Raw genomic sequence first — 19,955 nt, 5'->3', positions numbered from 1 at the left:
TCAGCTCCGCTTCAGCTTGGGGTCGAGCGCGTCGCGCAGCCCGTCGCCCATCATGTTGATGGCCAGAACCGAGACCAGGATGGCAAGCCCCGGCAGGGTGACGACCCACCAGGCGCGCAGGATGAATTCGCGCGCCTCGGCCAGCATGGTGCCCCATTCGGGCGCGGGCGGCTGCGCGCCCATGCCCAGAAAGCCGAGGGCTGCCGAATCCAGCACGGCCGAGGAAAAGGACAGCGTGGCCTGCACGATCAGCGGACCCAGGCAGTTGGGCAGGATGGTCCTGAACATCAGGCGCAGGTTGCCCGCGCCGGCCACGCGCGCGGCGGTGACGTATTCGCGCTGCATTTCCCCCATCACGGCGGCGCGGGTCAGGCGGGCGAAATGCGGCTGATAAACGATGGCGATGGCGATCATCGCGTTGGTCAGCCCCGGCCCCAGCACAGCAACCAGCACCAGCGCCAGCAGCAGCGACGGAAAGGCCAGGATCACGTCCATCACGCGCATGATGACCGTGTCAACCCAGCCACGGAAGAACCCCGCGACCAGGCCGATGACGACGCCGCCGACCAGGGCGATCGCCACCACGACGATGCCGATGAACAGCGAATACTGCGCGCCGAAGATCAGCCGCGACAGCATGTCCCGGCCCACCGCGTCGGTGCCCAGCGGGAACTCGGCCCGGCCGCCGTCCTGCCAGGCCGGCGGCAGCAGAAAGGCGTCGCGATACTGGGTGGTGGGGTCGTGCGGCGCCAGGAACGGGGCCAGAACCGCCGTCAGCACCAGCAGGACGAAAATGATCAGCCCGGCCACGGCGCCGCGGTTCTGGCGGAAATAGAACCAGAACTCGGCCAGCATCCGGCGGCGGATCGCGGCGGTCGAAAGTTGTGCGGTGTCGCTCATGTCGCGCGGATCCTCGGGTTGATGAGGCCATAGGTCAGATCGACCAGCAGGTTCACCGCCATCACCAGGCCCGCGATCAGCAGCAGGCCCGACTGCACCGCCGGATAGTCCCGGCGCGAGATGGAATCGATCATCCACTTGCCAATGCCGGGCCAGCTGAAGATCGTCTCGGTCAGGATGGCGCCCGCGATCAGAACGCCGATCTGAAGGCCGATGGTGGTGACAACCGGGATCATGGCGTTGCGCAGCGCGTGCACGCCGATCACCCGGCGCGCGGGCATCCCCTTGGCGCGGGCGGTGCGGACGTAATCCTCGCCCATCACCTCCAGCATGGCGGAGCGGGTTTGGCGCGCGATCACCGCCAGCGGGATGGTGGCCAGCACGACCGAAGGCAGGATCAGGTGGCTGACGGCCGACGCGAAGGCGCCGTCCTGCCCCGACATCAGGCTGTCGATCAGCATGAAGCCGGTTCCGTCGGGAAAGTAATACATCAGGCTGATTCGGCCGGACACCGGAGTCCAGCCCAGAAAGCCCGAAAAGAAGATGATCAGCAAAAGGCCCCACCAGAAGATCGGCATCGAAAAGCCCACCAGCGCCGAGGTCATGGACACCTGGTCGAACCAGCTGCCGCGCTTGATCGCCGCCAGCACGCCCACCGGCACGCCGATCAGCGTGGCGATCACGATGGCGCACAGGCCCAGTTCCAGCGTGGCCGGGAACAGCGCCAGGAATTCGTCCAGCACGGGCCTTTTCGTGACCAGCGAATTGCCCAAGTCGCCTTGCAGCAGGCGCCCCAGGAAATCGAGATACTGCATCACGACCGGCTTGTCGAAGCCCAGCTGCGCGCTGAGTTCGGCATGGCGTTCCGGCGAGACGCCGCGTTCGCCCGCCATCAGCAGCACCGGATCGCCCGGAAGGATGCGGACAAAGCCGAAGGCCACGATGGTGATCCCCAGGAATGTCGGGATCAGATACAACAGCTTTGAAAGCAGGAAACGGACCATATGCCTTGTTCCTTGGGGAACGCGCGGGTTTTCGGCCCGCGCGTTCGTTTGTCGGACGATGTGAGGCAGGCTTACTCGGCCAGATCCACGGTTTCAAAGGTGAAGTCGCCCAGCGGGCTCATGACAAAGCCCGTCACCTCGGACCGCATCGGCACGTACTGGGTGGAATGGGCGATGGTCAGCCAGGGCGCCTGGTCCTTGAAGATCACCTGGGCCTGCTCGTAGAGCCTCGTGCGCTCCGCCTGGTCGGAGGTCACCTTGGCCTGTTGCAGCAGGTCCGAGAATTCCTCGTTGCACCAGAAGGCGCGGTTCGCGCCGCCTTCCTTGGCGGAATCGCAGGACAGCAGCACCGACAGGAAGTTGTCGGGGTCGCCGTTGTCGCCGGTCCAGCCCAGGATCACCGCGCCGTCGCGACCGGCTTCCATCGACTTGGACAGGTATTCGCCCCATTCGTAGGACACGATCTGCGCGTTGACGCCGACCTTGGACAGGTCTTCCTGCATCAGTTCGGCCGTGCGGCGGGCATTGGGCATGTAGGGCCGCTGGACCGGCATCGCCCAGATGTTCATCGACAGGCCGGTGACGCCCTCGGCCTCCAGCATCGCCTTGGCGGCCTCGGGATCGTAGGGATCGTCCTCGACGGCTTCGTTATAGGACCACATGGTCGGCGGGATCGGGTTCTTGGCCGGTTCGGCGGCGCCCTGGAACACCGCGTCGATGATGGCCTGCTTGTTGACGGCCATGTTCAGCGCCTTGCGGACCTTGGGGTTGTCAAAGGGCGCGACCGTGGTGTTGTAGGCGAGATAGCCCACGTTCAGACCCGGCTGCTCGTCCAGCTTCAGGCTGTCATCGGCCCGGATCGATTCCAGATCCGCGGGCGAGGGATAGGGCATCAGGTGGCATTCGCCGGCCTTGAGCTTTTGCAGGCGGACCGAGGGATCGGGCGTGATCGCGAAGATCAGGTCGTCGATCTTGGGCGCCTCGCCCCAGTAATCGGGGTTCTTCTGGTACCGGATCACGGCGTCCTTCTGATAGGCCACGAAGCGGAACGGGCCGGTGCCGATCGGCAGGTTGTTCAGATCCTGCTGGGTGCCCGCGGCTTCCAGCGCGTCGGCGTATTCCTTGGACACGATGGAGGCGAAGGGCATCGCGATATTGGCCAGAAACGGCGCTTCCGGCCGGTTCAGCGTGAACTTGACGGTGTAGTCGTCGATCTTCTCGACGGACTTCACCAGGTTCGGCATGTCCATGGAGGTGTAGTATTCGTAGGTGATGCCGGGGATGTACTGGTGCCACGGATGGTTGGGATCGCCCTGCCGCTGGAACGAGAAGATCACGTCGTCGGCATTGAAGTCGCGGGTCGGGGTGAAGCGGTCGTTCGAATGGAACTTGACCCCCTGGCGCAGCTTGAAGGTGTATTCGGTGCCGTCCTCAGACACTTCCCAGCTTTCGGCCAGGCCCGGCTCGACTTCGGTGGTGCCCTTTTTGAACTCGGTCAGGCGGTTGTAGATCGGGTGGCCCGACGCGTCAAAGGTGGTGCCGGCCGTGTAGGGAGAGGGGTCGAACCCCTCGGGCGAGGCTTCCGAGCAGTAAACAAAGGTCTTGGCTTCGGCCACCGCGGTGGTCAGGGCCAGGGCCGATACGGCCAGAAGGCTGCGGGACAGGTGTTTCATGCGCATGATCCTTTTCGCTCTCTGTTGAACTGCGACCGCGTTGCCGCCCGTGACTCGCGGTGCGTATTTCTTGGGCATGTTTCCGATGAGGCAAGTTGCGCCATCGGCCATGGCCTGTAAAGCGGGTTCCCTGCACAACCTGCAAGCCGGACGTAAGGTCAACCTTTCTTACCCAAAACGGCGCGGACCGATTTTCCCGTTACGGCCCGAACCGGCTCGGCAGGCCGTGATCGGCCCCGCCCGATGATTTTCATCCTTCAGTTGAAGGAACTCGCCGGACTGCAAAGGCGCTGTCGGCGAAAGGTTCCCCCAAAACTTCGTGAAGGCAGAAATTTGCGCATCGTGCAAATCCCACAAGCGGCATTCCGCCAAGCGTTTGGGCGTCATCGCACAAGTTGTTGTTTTTTATCGATTGAGGTCCGCCGGAAGCGGTCTTTTGAATCGTGGACAGGTGTCGATACGGGCCTCATGATCAACTCTGGTGATAGGTTCTTGAAGCGACACACGCCCCGCGTGCCCGGTCTTCAAGCGATTGCGCGGTGCAACGATCGCCATCCAAAAACATCTGAACAGGGAGATCCATCCTATGCCAACCATGACCCAGAACAGCGAAGAATGGTGGATCAACGACCAGACCCCCGACAACCCATACGGCAAGAGCGAGGATTACGAGGCCTTTCTGGACTATCTCGGCGCGCTGAACCGCAGCCTGACGCCCGCCATCGCGGCCGAGCCGCTGCGGATCAACGTCCAGGAGCTGAACAACCATCCCGACTACAAGGCCGCCGCCATCGGCGCGCTGTCGGTATGGTCCAGCGTCACGCCGCTGGAGTTCGAGATCGTCGACGACGCGCCCTTCAACCGCGCCACCGACTGGATGCAGGTGGTCAGCCCCGAACTGGGCGAACCCAGCGACGGCAGCGCCTTTTCCAGCAACCGTTATGTCAGCATCGGCCAGCGGTTCCATGACACCGAACCGAACCTGACCGACATCGGCGGCTATGTGTTCGATTCCTTTGTCCACGAGTTCGGCCACGAATTCGGCCTGAACCATCCCGGCCTTTACAATTACAGCGGCCCCGGCGGCGTGCAGATCAACTATCTGAACAACGCCACCTGGATCTATGACCGCCAGCAATACAGCGTCATGTCCTATTTCGACGGCATCGACGTGGGTGAGGAAAGCCGCTGGTCGGCCGCGACGCCGCTGACCGCCGACATCGAGGCCGTGATCCGCCGGTTCTTCTCGACCGTGGGCGAGGACGGAGAGCGGGTCTACCAGACGATCGACCTGAACACCGGCGACGACGTTTACGGCTTCAACAGCACCGTCTACGGCTACGAGCTGACGGCAACCGGGATGCAGCGCGACATCGGCTTCGTCATCCACGACACCGGCGGCAACGACACCATCGACTTTTCCGGCTCGACGGCGGGCACGATCCTGGATCTGCGCGCGGGCCGGTTTTCCAGCGTGAACGGCCACAACAACAACGTGTCAATCTTTGCCGGGCACAACGCCGACCAGACCGAATACCATGTCGAGGGCGGCATCGGCAGCCGCTTCGCCGACATCCTGATCGGCAACGACGGGGCCAATGTCCTTGACGGACGCGGCGGCGGCGACCGCATGGCCGGAAACGGCGGCGACGACATCTATTTCGTCGATTCGGCCGACGACATCGTGCGCGAGGAGGCGGACGGCGGCAACGACACGGTTGTCGTGCTGGCCGAAGGGCTGGACCTGGGCGAGATCGCGAATGTCGAAACCATCGTCTATTCCGGCGCCACGCCGGTCGATCCCGGCGGCAACGGCGGCGGCGAACCCGCGGGCGGCGGCACGCCCCTGGCCGGCATCCTGCTGGGCGATCAGGGCAACAACACGCTGGACGGGGGCGCCGGGGGCAACACGATCTTCGGCCTGGGCGGCGAAGACCTGATCATCGGCGGACGCGATTCGCTGGCCAGCCGCGACATCAACAACACCATCGCCGTCGCGGATCTGGAGGATCAGACCGAAAGCGACGACGGCGCCGATGCGCTTTACGGCGGCAACGGCGACGACACCATTTTCGGCGGCGCGGGCGACGACACGCTGGACGGGGGCAACGGCGACGACCTGATGATGGGCCAGGACGGCGTTGACGTGTTCCGGGGCGGCGCGGGCAGCGACACGGTCGATTTCAGCCGGGAAAGCCCGTTCCAGCTGCTGGTCAACCTGGAAACCAACGTCGCCAGCGGCGGCACCGGGTCGGGCGACACGTTCTACAGCATCGAGAACCTGATCGGGTCGGACGACCGGATCGACCGCTTTGTCGGCACGGCGGCGGCGAACCATTTCCGCGGACAGGGCGGCGGCGACTACTTCAACGGCCGCGACGGCAACGACCTGCTGGACGGCGGCAACGACGGCGACATCATCTATGGCGAAGGCGGCGACGACACGATCATCGGCGGCGCGGGCCAGGATTACATGAACGGTGGCGAGGGAACCGACACGGTCGTTTACGCGGGCAGTTCGGCGGCGGTCAGAATCGACCTTGCCGACGGGTCGGCCCGGGGCGGCGACGCCGACGGTCCGGTGCAGATCGTCGGGCGGGGCACCGTGATCCGCCACGACATCCTGGCCGGGATCGAGAACGCGGTCGGCTCGTTCTTCGACGACCACCTCGCCGGCGGCGACGGAGCCAACGCGCTGTCCGGCGGATCGGGCGACGACACCCTGTCCGGCGGCGCGGGCCGCGACACGCTGACGGGCGGCGCGGGCCGCGACACCGCGGACTATGCCTATGCCGCGGACGGCGTCCGCATCGACCTGTCGCTGGGCGGGTCCGAGGGCGACACCTATGCCTCGATCGAGAACGTCTCGGCTTCGGGGTCGGACGACCGGGTGAACGGGGACGGCGGCGCCAACCTGCTGATCGGGCAAGGCGGCGACGACGATCTTCGCGGCGGGCGCGGCGACGACACCCTGCTGGGCGACTTCGCCGACCAGGGCGAGGCCGTTCCGCGTCCCGGCCTGGGCAGCGGCTATGCCACCCTGGGGGCGGACGCGACGAACGGCTCCATCGAAACCGCCTTCGACATTTCCGACAACTTCTCGCTGGCGGCCGACCCGGACATCTTCGATTCGACCACGGTGCTGCACACGACCGTCAACGCCACCGGCACCGGCGAAGGCGGCTATTACAAGATCGACCTGGCGGCGGGGACGCTGATCACCATCGACATCGACGGCATCGCCGATCCCAATGTCCATGACAGCTGGGTCAGGCTGCTGGACAGCGACGGCAACATCGTCGCCGAGAACGACGACGGCGGCGGCGATCCGGGCTCGACCAGCAACCGCGATTCCTCGACCGTGTTCACCGTCGAGGAGACCGGCACCTATTACATCGTCGAGGGAAGCTGGTCGCCCGACGCCCCGGGCGACGGCTGGTCGGCTTCGGTTCCCGAAGGCTCGACCTACGAGCTGAACGTGTCGGTGGAGTTCCCGCCCGAACCGGTCCGGCCGGGCGTCGCGGGCCAGGACGCGCTGCGCGGCGGGGCCGGGGGAGACCTTCTGGACGGGGGGCTGGCCGCGGACCTGCTGATCGGCGGCGCGGGCGAGGACAGCTTCCGCTTCTCGACGGCGCTTGGCGACGGCAACATCGACCGGATCAGGGATTTCGATGCGGCCGACGACCTGATCCTTCTGGCGCAGGACGTGTTCGAAGGGATCGGCGACCTGGGCCTTCTGGCCTTCGGGGCGTTCCGCAGCAGCCCGACCGGCGCCGCGCGGGATGCCGACGACCGCATCCTGTACGACCGCGCCGACGGCTTTCTGTCGTTCGATTCCGACGGATCGGGCCAGGCGGACGCGATCAGGTTCGCGCGGTTGGGCACGGGTCTCGACCTGACCGCCGAAGACTTCTACATCGTCTGACGACGCTCGGAGCGGGGCGCGGTTCCGCGTCCCGCCCAACACAGCAGAAAGGAAGACGCGATGGGCCGGCTTTCAGATCGCCGCACGATACTGATGGCCGTCGCCGCGGCGGCGGCCCTGGGCGGGGGGGCCGGACCCGCGCGGTCCGGCGATCTCGATGTCACGATCGGCTTCGAGGGGGGCGGGATCATCCCCAAGGGCAGGCTTGCCGTTTACCTCGACGGAGGCGCCGGCGCGCAAGCCACCTCCGAAAGGACGACGATTGAAAGCGGCGGCGGCTCGACAACGGCAAGCCTGTCCCTTCCTCTGCCTGACACGAACATGTCTGCGCCGCGGCAGATCGTGGCCGAATTGCAGCGCCCCGACGGATGGCTGCTTGCCCGGGGCAGCGCGCAGATCGAGGCCGGCTCGCCGGTGGTGATCACCCTCTACACCGTGATGTACTAGGCCAAAGGCCTTGCCGGCCGGCGTCGTGCCGCAAGCTTCGGTTGCCGCCGGAACCTGCGGCCGACCGTTCGAGGGACGCGCTGGCGGCCGTTGCGCCGCGCCGGATCGCGTCCTTTCGGGACGGGGGCTGTTCGGACCGGTCCTTCAATCGTCACCTTGCGGCAAAGCCCGGCGGTCCGCCGGATCCTGTTCCGCCGGATCCTGTTCCGCTGTCCGGCCGAGGATCTCGGTTGCCGGGCGTTCCATCCCAGCAAGGCGGTGCCCCGGGCCAGGCCCGGCACCTTTGCCTGGGCCGCGCCGGCAAGGCCGGGGGCCCGCGCGGAGGCAAGCCGATCCCGCCGCCGCGTCGGCGGAAAGGGTCTCGACCGTTCTTTGTGTCCGTTCCCCCAGGCCTCCGTCCGTCCGGCGGAACGGGTGGCGCGACGGGCCCGGTCAACAAGAAGTGTCCGCCGCGTGACTGGAACCTGCAACCGCCTTTGATCGCCCCGGACAGGCGCGGGAGCAAGGAATTGCCGGCGATCCGGGCTTTCGGCGGTGCCGGCGACGGCGGGACGGCCCGGAAGCTTGGGCTGGAAACCGGCGGTGCTTCGTTCTAGATTGGACCCGGTGACGCACGATGAGCAAGGAGCCGGGGCTTGTCCGAAACACTGCGACGCTTTCGCATGTCCAGCCTCGTGGGCGCCGCACTGGCGGCCGGGGTGATCTGCGCCTGGATCGCCCTGCACGTCTTTGCCGTCTGGCACCTGGACGCGGCGGGCCGGCCCGTTCTGGCGATCGCCTGCCTGATCGGGCTGACCTGGCTGTCGGTCGGGCTGTTCATCGTCGCCCATGACGCGATGCACGGCGCGATCGTGCCGGGAAGGGCGCGGGCGAACAGGGCGTTCGGGACGCTGGCGCTGCTGCTGTTCGCGGGGTTCTCGTGGCGCAAGCTGATCGTCAAGCACATGGCCCACCACCGCCACGCCGGCACCGACGACGACCCCGACTTCAGCCATGGCGGGCCGGTCGCCTGGTACATCGCCTTTGTGCGCACCTATTTCGGCTGGCGCGAGTTCTGGGTGCTGGGCAGTTCGGTGATCCTTTACGCGCTGATCCTGGGGCCGCGCTGGCCTTATGCGGCGTTCTGGGCGGTGCCCTCGATCCTGGCCTCGATGCAACTTTTCGTTTTCGGCACCTGGCTGCCGCACCGGCCGGGGCACGACGCCTTTCCCGACCGGCACAACGCCCGCTCGACCCGGTTCGGCGATCCGCTGTCGCTGCTGACATGCTTCCACTTCGGCGGCTATCACCATGAACACCACCTTTACCCGTCGGTGCCCTGGTGGCGGCTGCCCTCGACCCGCGAGAGGGGTGGGGCATGAGCGTTCTGGTCCCGATCGTGATCGTGGTGCTGACCGTCGCGGCGATGGAGGGCATCGCCTATTCGGTCCACCGCTGGATCATGCACGGCCCCCTGGGGTGGGGCTGGCACAAGTCGCATCACGAGGAAACCCACGGCCCGTTCGAGAAGAACGACCTTTACGCCGTGGTTTTCGCCGTCATCTCGGTGCTGTTCTTCGCGATCGGCAGCGCCTGGTGGCCGTGGCTGTGGTGGGTCGCGGTCGGCGCGACCGTTTACGGCGTGATCTACTTCATCGTCCACGACGGGCTGGTCCACCAGCGCTGGCCGTTCCGCTATGTGCCCCGGCGCGGCTATTTCCGCAGGCTTTACCAGGCGCATCGGCTGCATCACGCGGTCGAGGGGCGAGACGACTGCGTGTCCTTCGGCTTCGTCTACGCGCCGCCGGTCGAGGATCTGAAGGCGCGGCTCAAGGCCTCGGGCGTTCTGGCGCAGCGCCAGTCCAAGCACCCCGACGCATGGCGCGCCGACCGCGCCGAGGATTGAGCCGCCCCCGTCTTCACGGCGGTTCCGGGGGCGGTCGTGGCGACGGCCGGGGCGACGGCCGGCTGGATGCGGTGCAGATGGCCCGCGCGGCCCGCCTTTTCGGGCGGGCGGCGCCCTCGCCACCCGGCGGGCAGGGTCCGGCCGGACCGGTCTAGGCCTGCGAATAGGCCGTCTTGACGGCGGTATAGAATTCCGCCGCATAGCGGCCCTGTTCGCGCGGACCGAGGGACGAGGCCTTCCGGCCTCCGAACGGAACATGATAGTCCACGCCTGCGGTGGGCAGGTTGACCATCACCATTCCTGCCTCGGCCCGGCGGCGGAACTCGGATGCGTGCTTCAGGCTGCCGGTGCAGATCCCGGCGGAAAGTCCGAACTCGGTGTCGTTGGCCGTGGCCAAAGCCTCGTCGAAATCCTCGACACGGATGACCGAGGCGCAGGGGCCGAAGATTTCCTCGCGGCTGGTCCGGGCCTTGTTGGCCGCGCCCAGAAACAGCGCCGGGGCCTGGTAGAAGCCGGGCTTGCCCGGGTCCAGCCGCTCGCCCCCGACCACCTCGGCGGCCTCGGTGCGGGCCAGATCGACATAGGACAGGTTCGAATCAAGCTGGCGTTGATCGACAACCGGACCGATCTGGCTGGCGGCGTCCAGGGCGTCGCCCACCCGCAAGGCCCGCATCCCGCGGCACAGCGATTCCACAAAGGCGTCGTGGATGCCCTTTTGCACGATCAGGCGCGAGGACGCGGTGCAGCGCTGCCCTGTCGAGAAGAACGCCCCGTTCAGGCAGGCCTGCACCGCCGTGTCCAGGTCCGCGTCGTCCAGCACGACCATCGGATTCTTGCCGCCCATTTCCAACTGGACCTTCCGGCGCAGCGTTCCGCAGGCGGCGGCGATGCGGGCCCCGGTGGCGGCCGATCCTGTAAAGGACACCGCGTCGATCCCCGGATGCGACACCAGCGCCTCGCCTGCCGCCGCGCCCGATCCCATCACCAGGTTGAAAACGCCCGGCGGGCAGCCGTGCTTGTGCAGAAGCTGCGCGATCACATGGGCGCAGCCGGGCGTCAGCTCGGCGGGCTTCAGCACCACGCAGTTGCCGCAGGCAAGCGCGGGGGCGGTCTTCCAGGCGGGGATCGCGACGGGAAAGTTCCAGGGTGTGATCAGCGCGACAACCCCCACCGGCTCGCGGGTCACGCAGACCTCGATGCCGGGGCGGACGGACTGCTGCGCGTCGCCGGACAGGCGCAGGGCCTCTCCGGCGAAGAACCTGAAGATCTGCCCCGCCCGCGCCGTTTCGCCGACGGCCTCGGGCAGGGTCTTGCCCTCTTCGCGCGCCAGAAGCCGCCCGATCTCGTCCTTGCGGGCCAAAAGCTCGGTGCCGACGGCGTCCAGAAGGTCGTGGCGGACCTGCGGACCGGCCGCCGACCAGGCCGGAAACGCGGCACGGGCGGCGTCAACCGCCTGGTCCACGGCGGCGCCGCCCGCCCAGGCGTAATGGCCCACGATGTCGCGGGTATCCGAGGGGTTCACGTTCGGACGGCAATCGTCGCCCGGCAGCCACGCGCCGCCGATCAGGTTGCCGTGGATGTCGTTCATGTCCTTCATGGCGGTTCTCCTGCGGGGTTCAGGCGGCGATGCGCAAGACCGCCAGCCGGTCCAGCGATGCGATGGCCAGGGGGTCGAGCGAAGTGAAGGGCGGCAGCACGTTCCGCCAGTCGGGTATGCCGGTGCGCCGGGACACCAGATACTTGACCGCCGGGATCAGCGGGCACGCCGTTATGGCGGCGCGCAGGTCCGCGACCTGCGGGGCCAGCGCGGTTTCGCCCTTCCAGACGCGGGCGCAGAGCAGCGCCGTGTGGTTGACCGTGGCCGAGATGCAGCCGGCAAAGCCGTCCCGCCGCCCGTCGGCCAGGGTCGTCTCGGAGCTGGGAAGGACGCGCAGGCCGGGCAGCCGCGACGCCAGGCTGCGGCAATAGGCCAGGTCGCCGGAGCTGTCCTTGATCCCGTCGAAGCGGCGGGGCGCGGCCTTGTGCAGATGCGCGATCACCGCTTCGGGAATGACGAAGCCGGTCATTTGCGGAAAATTGTAGAACCAGACGCGGATCGGCCGGTCGCCAAGCGCCTTGTCCAAAGCTCTGTACCAGGCGATCAGCCCTTCTTCGGAGGGGTTGTAGTAATAGGGCGGCAGAACCAGGGCCACGGGATAGCCCAGGTCGTCGGCATGGCGCGTCAGCGCGGTCGTTTCCCGAATCGAGGGGGTGCCGGTGCCGACCATCAGCCGGTCGCGGTCCAGGCTCCGGGCCGCATGGGCCATGACGGTCCGGCGGGTGGCGGTGTCCAGGGAATTCGCCTCTCCGGTCGAACCCAGGATGTTCAGCCCGTCGCAGCCGTTCGCCAGGGCCCAGCGGGCATGGTCCAGAAAGGCGTCGGCCAGAAAGCGGCCCTGCGCATCGAACGGCGTCGGCACCGCGGCGATGATTCCTGTCATCATCTTCTCCTTTGATTTGCCTGCACGGGCGGACGGGCGGGGACCGGCAGGTCGGGGTGGTCCCGCCGGGGCGTCATGGCGCGCGACCAGCCGCCGGGCTCGTCCAGGATCCCGGCGTCGTTCAGGAAGACCTCGCGGTTGATGCGCGCGAAGACCGCGTTTGCGGCGTCCAGCTCGTCCTCGTAGCGGATCGCGTCAACGGGGCAGATGCTTTCGCACATGCCGCATTCGATGCATTCCGTGGGATGGATGTAGAACATCCGCTCGCCTTCGTAGATGCAGTCCACGGGGCAGGAGGCGGTGCAGATGCCGTCCTTGACGTCGATGCACTGGGACTGGATGACAAGTGCCATGGCCGCTATCTTCCCCGCCAGACCGGCGCGCGCTTTTCGCGGAACGCGGCCACCCCTTCGGCCGAATCCTCGGATTTCAGCGCCGCGATCAGGGCCGGGCGGCGCAGGTCGCGGGCTTCCTGCGGGTTCAGATGCGCGGTCGAGCGGATGGTGTCCTTGATCGCGGCCACCGACAGGGGCGCGCAGGACAGGATGTCGGCGACCCAGGCATCGACCTCGGCGTCCAGGCGGTCGGGCGGCACCACCGCATTGACCAGCCCATGGCGCGCCGCGTCCTCGGCCGACAGCATCCGGCCGGTCATCATCAGCCCCGCCGCGACGTTGCGCGGGATCAGGCGTTGCAGGGCCACCATGCCGCCGTCCAGCGGCAGGCGGCCGACCCGCGCCTCGGGCAGGCCGAAGCGGGCGTGATCCGCGGCGATCACGATGTCCGCGCCCAGCACCATCTCGAACCCGCCGCCGAGCGCCAGGCCGTTCACGCGGGCGATGACCGGCACCGTCAGGCCCTGCCGCAGGGCGATGCCGCCAAAGCCGTTCGGATTGGCCGCGCCCCAGTATTCCAGCCCGCCGACACCGTTGGCGGCCTTCATATCGGCGCCCGCGCTGAAGGCCCGGTCGCCCGCGCCGGTCAGCACCACGCAGCGGATGTCGTCGCCGGTCTCGATCCGCGACCAGACGCGCTCCAGCGCGGCCTCGGTCGCGGCATCGACCGCGTTCATCCGGTCGGGGCGGTCGATGGTGACGCGCGCGACCTGACCGGCGATTTCAAGGCGGACGGTCATACCGCCTCCTTCCGGGCGATGGCCGACAGCCCGAATTCGCGGATCACCTCGTCGGTATGCTGGCCCAGCCGGGGCGGCGCATGGCGGACGACCAGCGGCGCCTCGCTCAGATGAACGGGCGATCCGACCAGGGTGATCCGGCCCAGGATCGGGTGATCGACATCCACCAGCATCCCGTTGGCGGCGGTCTGGGCGTCGGCCAGGGCCTCGCCCAGCGACCGGACGGGCGCGCAGAGCAGATCCTGTTCTTCCAGCCGCTCGATCCAGTGGGCGGTGGTGTTGGTGGCGAAGGCGTCGCGGAAGCGGCCTTGCAGGTAGGGCTTGTTCGCGCGCTGCGCCGCAAGGTTGGGATAGGCGGGCGACAGGTCCTCGATCCCCAGGGCGGCGCAGATGTCGCGCAGCGGGTGCGGCTTGAAGGCGCCGACCACCACCACCGCCCCGTCGGTCGTGTCGAAAACGCCGGTCAGCGGCATCGCGGCCCAGTTCAGCACCTCGCGGTGCCTGGACCATTGCGCGGCCTCCTGCATCTGCATGGCGATCATCGAGTCGTAGAGCGACACCCCGACCTTCTGGCCGCGCCCGGTCCTGGCGCGCGCCAGCAGCGCCGCCAGGATTCCCTGCACCAGATGCATCCCGGCGGTATAGTCGCACAGCGTGGTGGGATAGATGGACCTGGGCACCGCCGGGTCCTGGGTCTTTTCCATGACCCCGGTCATCGCCTGGGCCAGCACGTCTTGGCCGCCCTTGTGGGCATAAGGCCCGGTTTCCCCGAAGCCCGTGCCGGACGCGCAGATGATGCCCGGGTTGATCCCGGACAGCGTGTCGTAGTCGAACCCCAGCCGCCGCATCACGCCTGCGCGGAAGTTGTCCACCACCACGTCGGACTGGGCCACCAGGTCGTAGATCATCCGCCGTCCGGCGTCCGACTTGGTGTTGATCTCGACCGACCGCTTGTTGCGGTTCAGCGAGGCGAAGACGGCGTTGTTCATCGCCTCCTCGCTGGGTTCGCCGAAGAAGTTGCGCGACAGGTCGCCCTCGCCCGGACGTTCGATCTTGATCACGTCGGCGCCGAAATCGGCCAGCATCTGCGTGGCGCAGGGCCCCATCATCACCTGGGTGAAGTCAAGAACCCGGATGCCTTCAAGCGGAAGCGGAAGGTGCTGTTTCGTCATGGCGGTTTCCTTTCCTCAGGCGGCGGCGGTGGTTTCGACAAGGGCATTGGCCGAGGGCACGTCGCCCGGATCGGCCCCCTGCGCGCGCATCTGCTTCTGGATGGCGCGGACATCGACATCGCGCAGCGCGCAGCCGGCCTGGAGCGCCTTGGCGACGGCGACCCCCGCGGCCTCGCCCTGGGCCATGCAGGGCGGGATTTCCCGCGACTGCTTCTGCGCCTCGCTTTCGACCGAATAATGGCGGCCCGCGACGATCAGGTTGTCGACGCCCTTGGGCAGCAGCGCCCGGTAGGGGGTGTAATAGTCCCGGCCCCGGCAGACCGAATCCGCGAAATGGCGGCGTTTCCGCACGTCGTCCCTGGTGACGACATATTCGCCCTGCAACAGCCGGGTCTGGCGGATGCCCATCTGTTCGGCCGCGCCCAGCATCCTGGCGTTCTCGAAGCCCGGCAGGTTCGTCCGGGCGAAGTCCAGCAGCGCCATCATCCGGCGGCGGCCCTCGTATTCCGCCTCGACCATGTGTTCGGGCGACAGCCCGTCATAACCCGGCATATGCGGGCAGTTGCACCAGACCACGCCGGGCAGAGGCGTCTTCAGCCACCACATGCCCCAGGCCCCGCCGATCGCCCGGCGCGCCTGGCGGTCAAGCGCCTTGAACGCCTCGGGGTTGTCGTATTCGAAGGCTTCCGCCTTGGCGGTGTCCACGTCCATCAGCCGGAACACGGTTGTCACGATGAACTGGCCGGTCGTGAACGCGGCCCCCGCCGAGGACGCCACGTCCAGATCGCCCGAGGCATCCACGACCATCTTCGCCCGGATCGCCTGGCGGCCCAGCTTGGTCTGCACGATCACGCCGGTGACGCGGCCGTTTTCCACCATGGCCTCGGAAAACCAGCTGTGGGTGCGCAACGCGATCCCCGCCTCCGCGACCAGATCCAGGCTGACGCGCTTCCAGGCGTCGGGATCAAAGGCCACGGCGTGGATGATCGGCTGCGGCATCCCCTGCTTGTGAAAGTCGATGCAGCCCCAGCGTGCCCATTTCCGCCACATGCCCCAGTTGGTCAGGCAGTCCTGGGGCGGGGGAAAGACCGCGCCGTTCTGGCGTTCCATCCGGTCCACGAATTCGCTGACGATGCCGGTGGTGACGATCTCGGTCCCGTCGTTCACCATGTCGTCCAAAACCAGCACCATCCCGCCCGAGGCCATGCCGCCCAGGTGGTGATAGCGTTCAACCAGCGTCACCCGCGCCCCGTTGCGGGCGGCCGACACGGCGGCCGACAGCCCGGCCGGGCCTGCGCCGATCACCACCACGTCGGTGTCGGCGACAACCGGCACCTGCTCGGCCCTGACGGCAAGATGATCCCTGATGCGGTCGGTCATTTGGACAAGCTCCTTCTGTCACGCCGGGGCGGGTCAGGCCCGCGGCGTCGATGATCGGTTGGTTCGAAAGGTTTCAGGCTACCAGCGCACGATCCGGCGTTCGGCCAGCGTCACAAGGGCGAACATCAGCACAGACAGCCCCGAGGACATCAGCACCGTCGCGTAAAGCAGCGGCGAGTTGAAGTTGAAGGTCGCGTCGAGGATCAGCGCCCCCAGGCCCAGATCCGCGCCCACCCATTCGCCCACGATGGCGCCGATGACCGAGGTCGTGGCCGAGATCTTCAGCGCCGAGAACAGGAACGGCAGCGACGAGGGCAGGCGCATCTTCCAGAACACCTCGGATTTCGAGGCCGACAGGATCCGCGCCAGTTCCAGCGTCTGCGGGCTGACCGATTGCAGGCCCCGGACCATGTTGACCAGGGTCGGGAAAAAGCAGATCAGCGCGGCGATCACCACCTTGGCGGTCATGCCCGGCCCGAAGATCAGCACCAGGATCGGGGCGATGGCCAGGATCGGGATGGTGTTCACGAAAACGGCGATGGGAAAGAAGGCCCGTTCGACGTTGCGGGAATGGACAAAGGCCACCGCGATCAGGATGGCGGCCAGGTTGCCCACCGTGAAGCCCGCCACGCTTTCCACAAATGTCGGCCAGAAGTTCCGCATCAGCAGCGGGAACTTTTCGACAAGGGTGACGGCCACGTCCGACGGCGCGGGGGCGATATAGGCCGGAACCCCGAAGCCCCTGACGCCCAGCTGCCACAGCCCGACCAGGGCCACTGCCGTGCCGATCGGCACGATGCTGGAAACGAGCCGTTCCCTGCGCGCCGCGCTGCGGGCAAGCGCCTGTGGATCGGCGGCGGAAGGTGTGTCGATGGCGGCCATCAGCAGGTCTCCAGAAGGTCGCGCAGGTGGCTGCAATGGCGGTTGAATTCCGGCGTGTCGCGCATCTTCATATGGCGCGGCGCGGGCAGGTCGATGTCCACGATCCCGCGCAGGCGGCCGGGATTGGCGCGTAGCATGATGACCTTCTGGCCCAGGAACACCGCCTCCGAGATGGAATGGGTCACGAACAGGATCGTGGTTCCGGTTTCGCGCCAGATGTCCAGCAGTTGCAGGTTCAGCCGGTCCCGGGTCATCTCGTCCAGGGCGCCGAAGGGTTCGTCCATCAGCAGCAGCCTGGGCTGGCACAGCAGCGCCCGGGCGATGGCCACCCGCTGGCGCATCCCGCCCGACAGTTCGTGCGGCAGGGCGTTCTCGCGGCCCTTCAGGCCCACCAGCTCCAGAAGCTCGCGCGGGCTGCGCGGGCCGGCGGGGATCGCGGCCCCGCGCTTGCGGCCGATCTCCAGCGGCAGCTCGACGTTCTTCAGCGCCGACCGCCAGGGCAGCAGCGCGGCGTCCTGGAAGACAAAGGCGAACTCCCGGGCCAGGCGCGCTTCCTCGGTTGTCTTGCCGAAGATCGAGACCTCGCCGTCGGCCGCCGGGATCAGGTCCGAAACCAGCCGCAGCAGCGTGGACTTGCCGCAGCCCGACGGCCCGAGAATGGTGCAGAACGAGCCGGCCTCGACCTGCAAGTCAAGCCGGTCGATCGCGGTATAGGCGCCGAAGCGGACCGAGGCCGCCCGGAGGCGGGCCGCCGGGGCGTCCGGCCGGGGGGTGTCGACGGGCCGGCCGACCAGCGTTTCCGAAGGCTCCATCATGGCGATCATCCGTATACCGGCCGCGCCGCGGCGATGTCGTCCAGCACGGACAGCTTCATCACGTCGTCCACCGAAGGCGCCGGACCTTCGAACTGGCCCAGGCGGTCGTAGATGTCGATCTGCGCCTGCCAGTTGTCGCGCGTCATCATGCCCCAGCCGTGATCGCGCGTGGCGTCGTTGAAGCTGTATCGGACGACGGGTTCCACGGCCGCCAGTTCGGCGTCCCGGTCCAGGTTGGGATAGCGCGACACCAGGATGTCCACGGCCGCCCCGGGATTGTCGTGCACCCATCCCCAACCGCGCGCGATCGCCCGCAGCATCCCGCGAACCTGTTCGGGATGCTCGGCCAGCGACGCGTCGGTGACGTAATAGGGATTGGCGTAAAGCCTGATGCCCGCGTCCCACAGGGTCATGTCCACGCGGTCCGGTCCCAGGACCGACAAGGCCCCGACATTGGTTTTCCAGCCGGTCACCACGTCCGCCTGCCCGGTCAGCAGCGGCGCCATGTCCGCCCCCATGACCAGTACCTCCACCTGGTCCTCGGGGATGCCGTTCGCGGCCAGAAGCGCTTGCAGCAGGATGCGGGCGGTGCCGTTGGTGGCGACGGTCTTGCCGATCAGATCCTTGGGTTCGCGGACCGGGTTCCGTTCCAGCGAGAAATAGGTGAAGGGATGCTGCTGATAGCCTGCCGCGATGCACTTGACCGGCAGCCCCTGAGAGCGGGCCAGCATCAGCGACGGGCTGGAGCTGATCGACCCGATGTCGGCGCGCCCCGACGCGACCGAGGCCACGCCATCGACGTTCGGCCCCCCGGCGACGATCTCCAGGGCAAGGCCCTCCTCGGCGAAAAAGCCGTTCCGGTCCGCGGCCAGTTCGCCCAGGATGCCGTTCCCCGCAAGCCAGCCGAGCTGGAGCCTGACGGTGCGCAGGTCCGCCGCTCCGGCCGGGCCGATGCTGACCCGGGTTCCGGCAAGGGCGGCGCCAAGGGCGGTCATGCCGCGCAACAGACTGCGCCGGTCGAACTGTGTTCTGTCTCGCATCTTTCCATCTCTCTGCTGGGTGGGAAGGAGCGGCCCTTGTTTCGGCCTTGTTTGCTGACTTTATCCTTGCCCGGGCAGTGCAGGTAGAAGAAAGATCTGCCAACGGCGATGCGGAAAACGCATCACCCCCGATCCGCGAGGACCCCATGCACGCCAACTTCCTGAGATATTTCGACGAGGTCGCGCGCCAGCGTTCGATCCGCAAGGCGGCGCAGGTGCTGAACCTGTCCTCCACCACCGTCAACCGCAAGATCATCAGCGTCGAGGAACGGCTGGGCGTGTCCCTGTTCGACCGCACCCCCGAGGGGGTCGAGCTGACCGCCGTGGGCGCGATCCTGCTGGAGCATTGCCGCACCGTGCTGCACGATTTCGAGCGCACGAAGATCCTCATCGACGACATGCGCGACCTGCGGACGGGCCACATCAACATCCACACGATCGATTCGATCGCCATGGGATGCCTGCCGCGGGCGATCAACGAGTTCGGCAAGATCTATCCCGACATCTCGATCTCGGTGACGACCGTTCAGCCCGAGGACGCCATCAGCGCCGTGGCGGCCGCCACGGCCGAGATCGGCATCGCCTTCACCCTGTCGGACCATCCGGGGGTCAGGCTGCTGTACGAGAAATCCGCGCCCTTCGGCGTGATCCTGCGCCCCGACCATCCGCTTGCGGACCGGACCAGCGTCACCATCGACGACATCGCCGCCTTTCGGCTCGTCCGCACCACGGATGCGCGGGGCGGCAATTCAATCATCGACCAGGCGATCACCACGCTGGTGACGCCCTTGTCCACCCACATCTTCACCAACACCCAGTTTCTGGCAAAGCAGATGATCCTGGGAGGCCACGGCATCGGGCTTTACACCAAGATCGGCTTTTACGACGACATCGAGGCCGGCCGCCTGCGCTTTGTGCCGCTGCTTCAGGAAATGCTGGTCAACATGCGGGTGGGCATCTTCGTCTCGATCAGCAGTTCGATCGATCCGGCCAAGCGCCTCATGTGCGGCGCCCTGGCCCGGGAAATGACGCGGATGCGCCTCGATTCCTGAAGGGCCGGGCCTTCCGCGACGCGTCAGGCCGTTCCCCCCTGGCTTATTCCGCGAGGGCTTTGGCTGCGACCCTTGCGCAGAGCGCCAGCGAGACGGCGCCGGCGTCCGGGTGTCCCAGGCTGCGTTCGGCCAGGGGGCGGGCGCGGCCCAGCCGGGGGATCAGTT

At 67.3% G+C, this 19,955-nt stretch carries 18 protein-coding genes; 5 read left to right on the top strand and 13 right to left on the bottom strand.

Annotated features, from left to right (window positions below):
• The 3 genes from ACFOM8_RS17965 to ACFOM8_RS17955 all read right to left on the bottom strand — a co-directional run bounded on the left by ACFOM8_RS17965 (position 1) and on the right by ACFOM8_RS17955 (position 3,577).
• Entirely contained in the window at positions 1 to 900 is a 900-nt protein-coding gene (locus tag ACFOM8_RS17965; RefSeq protein WP_377763551.1) for an ABC transporter permease subunit, read from the bottom strand.
• The gene (locus tag ACFOM8_RS17960; RefSeq protein ID WP_377763549.1) at positions 897 to 1,904 is read right to left on the bottom strand and encodes an ABC transporter permease subunit; all 1,008 of its coding nucleotides are present in this window, start codon (positions 1,902 to 1,904) and stop codon (positions 897 to 899) included. Before ACFOM8_RS17960 ends, ACFOM8_RS17965 begins: the two co-directional genes overlap by 4 nt.
• A 71-nt stretch (positions 1,905 to 1,975) precedes the next feature.
• Positions 1,976 to 3,577: an ABC transporter substrate-binding protein gene (locus ACFOM8_RS17955; RefSeq protein ID WP_377763547.1), complete on the bottom strand. Its 1,602-nt coding sequence runs from the start codon at positions 3,575 to 3,577 to the stop codon at positions 1,976 to 1,978.
• Between the two features lie 595 nt (positions 3,578 to 4,172).
• On the opposite strand from ACFOM8_RS17955, the gene ACFOM8_RS17950 reads away from it, so the two are divergent.
• The 4 genes from ACFOM8_RS17950 (at position 4,173) to ACFOM8_RS17935 (ending at position 9,834) form a co-directional block, all read left to right on the top strand.
• Positions 4,173 to 7,502, top strand: a complete 3,330-nt coding sequence (locus ACFOM8_RS17950) for a M10 family metallopeptidase C-terminal domain-containing protein (protein WP_377763546.1) — start codon at positions 4,173 to 4,175, stop codon at positions 7,500 to 7,502.
• Positions 7,503 to 7,562: 60 nt separating this feature from the next.
• Positions 7,563 to 7,949 (top strand): hypothetical protein, encoded by a 387-nt coding sequence (locus tag ACFOM8_RS17945; RefSeq protein ID WP_377763544.1) that lies wholly within the window; start codon positions 7,563 to 7,565, stop codon positions 7,947 to 7,949.
• A 635-nt stretch (positions 7,950 to 8,584) separates the two neighbouring features.
• Positions 8,585 to 9,310: a fatty acid desaturase gene (locus tag ACFOM8_RS17940; protein WP_377763542.1), complete on the top strand. Its 726-nt coding sequence runs from the start codon at positions 8,585 to 8,587 to the stop codon at positions 9,308 to 9,310.
• On the top strand, positions 9,307 to 9,834 hold the full coding sequence (locus ACFOM8_RS17935; protein WP_377763540.1) for a sterol desaturase family protein: 528 nt from the start codon (positions 9,307 to 9,309) through the stop codon (positions 9,832 to 9,834). Before ACFOM8_RS17940 ends, ACFOM8_RS17935 begins: the two co-directional genes overlap by 4 nt.
• Before the next feature lie 151 nt (positions 9,835 to 9,985).
• Here the strand turns inward: ACFOM8_RS17935 and ACFOM8_RS17930 are convergent, their stop codons facing one another.
• The 9 genes from ACFOM8_RS17930 to ACFOM8_RS17890 form a co-directional block, all read right to left on the bottom strand.
• Complete coding sequence (locus ACFOM8_RS17930; RefSeq protein WP_377763539.1) at positions 9,986 to 11,431, bottom strand: aldehyde dehydrogenase family protein; 1,446 nt, start codon at positions 11,429 to 11,431, stop codon at positions 9,986 to 9,988.
• A 19-nt stretch (positions 11,432 to 11,450) separates the two neighbouring features.
• Positions 11,451 to 12,317 (bottom strand): dihydrodipicolinate synthase family protein, encoded by an 867-nt coding sequence (locus ACFOM8_RS17925; RefSeq protein ID WP_377763537.1) that lies wholly within the window; start codon positions 12,315 to 12,317, stop codon positions 11,451 to 11,453.
• Positions 12,314 to 12,667: a 4Fe-4S dicluster domain-containing protein gene (locus tag ACFOM8_RS17920; protein ID WP_377763536.1), complete on the bottom strand. Its 354-nt coding sequence runs from the start codon at positions 12,665 to 12,667 to the stop codon at positions 12,314 to 12,316. The genes ACFOM8_RS17925 and ACFOM8_RS17920 overlap by 4 nt, the downstream gene beginning before the upstream one ends.
• 5 nt (positions 12,668 to 12,672) lie before the next feature.
• Positions 12,673 to 13,449 carry an enoyl-CoA hydratase-related protein gene (locus ACFOM8_RS17915; RefSeq protein ID WP_377763534.1) on the bottom strand — a complete coding sequence of 259 codons (777 nt, stop codon included), beginning with the start codon at positions 13,447 to 13,449 and terminating at the stop codon, positions 12,673 to 12,675.
• The gene (locus ACFOM8_RS17910) at positions 13,446 to 14,621 is read right to left on the bottom strand and encodes a CaiB/BaiF CoA transferase family protein (protein ID WP_377763533.1); all 1,176 of its coding nucleotides are present in this window, start codon (positions 14,619 to 14,621) and stop codon (positions 13,446 to 13,448) included. The genes ACFOM8_RS17915 and ACFOM8_RS17910 overlap by 4 nt, the downstream gene beginning before the upstream one ends.
• A gap of 15 nt (positions 14,622 to 14,636) precedes the next feature.
• Positions 14,637 to 16,001, bottom strand: coding sequence for an FAD-dependent oxidoreductase (locus ACFOM8_RS17905; protein WP_377763532.1), 1,365 nt, complete (start codon positions 15,999 to 16,001; stop codon positions 14,637 to 14,639).
• A 78-nt stretch (positions 16,002 to 16,079) separates the two neighbouring features.
• A complete protein-coding gene (locus tag ACFOM8_RS17900) occupies positions 16,080 to 16,883 on the bottom strand; it encodes an ABC transporter permease (RefSeq protein ID WP_377763531.1) in 804 nt (267 codons plus the stop codon).
• Positions 16,883 to 17,698 carry an ABC transporter ATP-binding protein gene (locus ACFOM8_RS17895; RefSeq protein WP_377763529.1) on the bottom strand — a complete coding sequence of 272 codons (816 nt, stop codon included), beginning with the start codon at positions 17,696 to 17,698 and terminating at the stop codon, positions 16,883 to 16,885. Before ACFOM8_RS17895 ends, ACFOM8_RS17900 begins: the two co-directional genes overlap by 1 nt.
• 5 nt (positions 17,699 to 17,703) lie before the next feature.
• The gene (locus ACFOM8_RS17890; RefSeq protein ID WP_377763528.1) at positions 17,704 to 18,738 is read right to left on the bottom strand and encodes an ABC transporter substrate-binding protein; all 1,035 of its coding nucleotides are present in this window, start codon (positions 18,736 to 18,738) and stop codon (positions 17,704 to 17,706) included.
• A 146-nt stretch (positions 18,739 to 18,884) separates the two neighbouring features.
• On the opposite strand from ACFOM8_RS17890, the gene ACFOM8_RS17885 reads away from it, so the two are divergent.
• A complete protein-coding gene (locus ACFOM8_RS17885; protein WP_377763526.1) occupies positions 18,885 to 19,790 on the top strand; it encodes a LysR family transcriptional regulator in 906 nt (301 codons plus the stop codon).
• 43 nt (positions 19,791 to 19,833) lie between these two features.
• Here the strand turns inward: ACFOM8_RS17885 and ACFOM8_RS17880 are convergent.
• On the bottom strand, positions 19,834 to 19,955 hold a 122-nt coding region (locus ACFOM8_RS17880), incomplete at its 5' end, for a DAK2 domain-containing protein (protein WP_377763572.1).

The organism is Paracoccus angustae (genome assembly GCF_042648745.1).
GTDB classification, from domain to species: domain Bacteria; phylum Pseudomonadota; class Alphaproteobacteria; order Rhodobacterales; family Rhodobacteraceae; genus Paracoccus; species Paracoccus angustae.
This window is presented reverse-complemented; position numbering and strand designations above follow the sequence as displayed.

Excerpts from the sequence above, each read along its gene's own strand:
- ACFOM8_RS17915 (WP_377763534.1), bottom strand. The coding sequence starts at position 13,449 with ATGACCGTCCGCCTTGAAATCGCCGGTCAGGTCGCGCGCGTCACCATC.
- ACFOM8_RS17925 (WP_377763537.1), bottom strand. The coding sequence starts at position 12,317 with ATGATGACAGGAATCATCGCCGCGGTGCCGACGCCGTTCGATGCGCAG.
- ACFOM8_RS17885 (WP_377763526.1), top strand. The coding sequence starts at position 18,885 with ATGCACGCCAACTTCCTGAGATATTTCGACGAGGTCGCGCGCCAGCGT.
- ACFOM8_RS17890 (WP_377763528.1), bottom strand. The coding sequence starts at position 18,738 with ATGCGAGACAGAACACAGTTCGACCGGCGCAGTCTGTTGCGCGGCATG.
- ACFOM8_RS17955 (WP_377763547.1), bottom strand. The coding sequence starts at position 3,577 with ATGAAACACCTGTCCCGCAGCCTTCTGGCCGTATCGGCCCTGGCCCTG.
- ACFOM8_RS17895 (WP_377763529.1), bottom strand. The coding sequence starts at position 17,698 with ATGATGGAGCCTTCGGAAACGCTGGTCGGCCGGCCCGTCGACACCCCC.
- ACFOM8_RS17945 (WP_377763544.1), top strand. The coding sequence starts at position 7,563 with ATGGGCCGGCTTTCAGATCGCCGCACGATACTGATGGCCGTCGCCGCG.
- ACFOM8_RS17920 (WP_377763536.1), bottom strand. The coding sequence starts at position 12,667 with ATGGCACTTGTCATCCAGTCCCAGTGCATCGACGTCAAGGACGGCATC.
- ACFOM8_RS17935 (WP_377763540.1), top strand. The coding sequence starts at position 9,307 with ATGAGCGTTCTGGTCCCGATCGTGATCGTGGTGCTGACCGTCGCGGCG.
- ACFOM8_RS17960 (WP_377763549.1), bottom strand. The coding sequence starts at position 1,904 with ATGGTCCGTTTCCTGCTTTCAAAGCTGTTGTATCTGATCCCGACATTC.
- ACFOM8_RS17930 (WP_377763539.1), bottom strand. The coding sequence starts at position 11,431 with ATGAAGGACATGAACGACATCCACGGCAACCTGATCGGCGGCGCGTGG.
- ACFOM8_RS17910 (WP_377763533.1), bottom strand. The coding sequence starts at position 14,621 with ATGACGAAACAGCACCTTCCGCTTCCGCTTGAAGGCATCCGGGTTCTT.
- ACFOM8_RS17965 (WP_377763551.1), bottom strand. The coding sequence starts at position 900 with ATGAGCGACACCGCACAACTTTCGACCGCCGCGATCCGCCGCCGGATG.
- ACFOM8_RS17950 (WP_377763546.1), top strand. The coding sequence starts at position 4,173 with ATGACCCAGAACAGCGAAGAATGGTGGATCAACGACCAGACCCCCGAC.
- ACFOM8_RS17905 (WP_377763532.1), bottom strand. The coding sequence starts at position 16,001 with ATGACCGACCGCATCAGGGATCATCTTGCCGTCAGGGCCGAGCAGGTG.
- ACFOM8_RS17900 (WP_377763531.1), bottom strand. The coding sequence starts at position 16,883 with ATGGCCGCCATCGACACACCTTCCGCCGCCGATCCACAGGCGCTTGCC.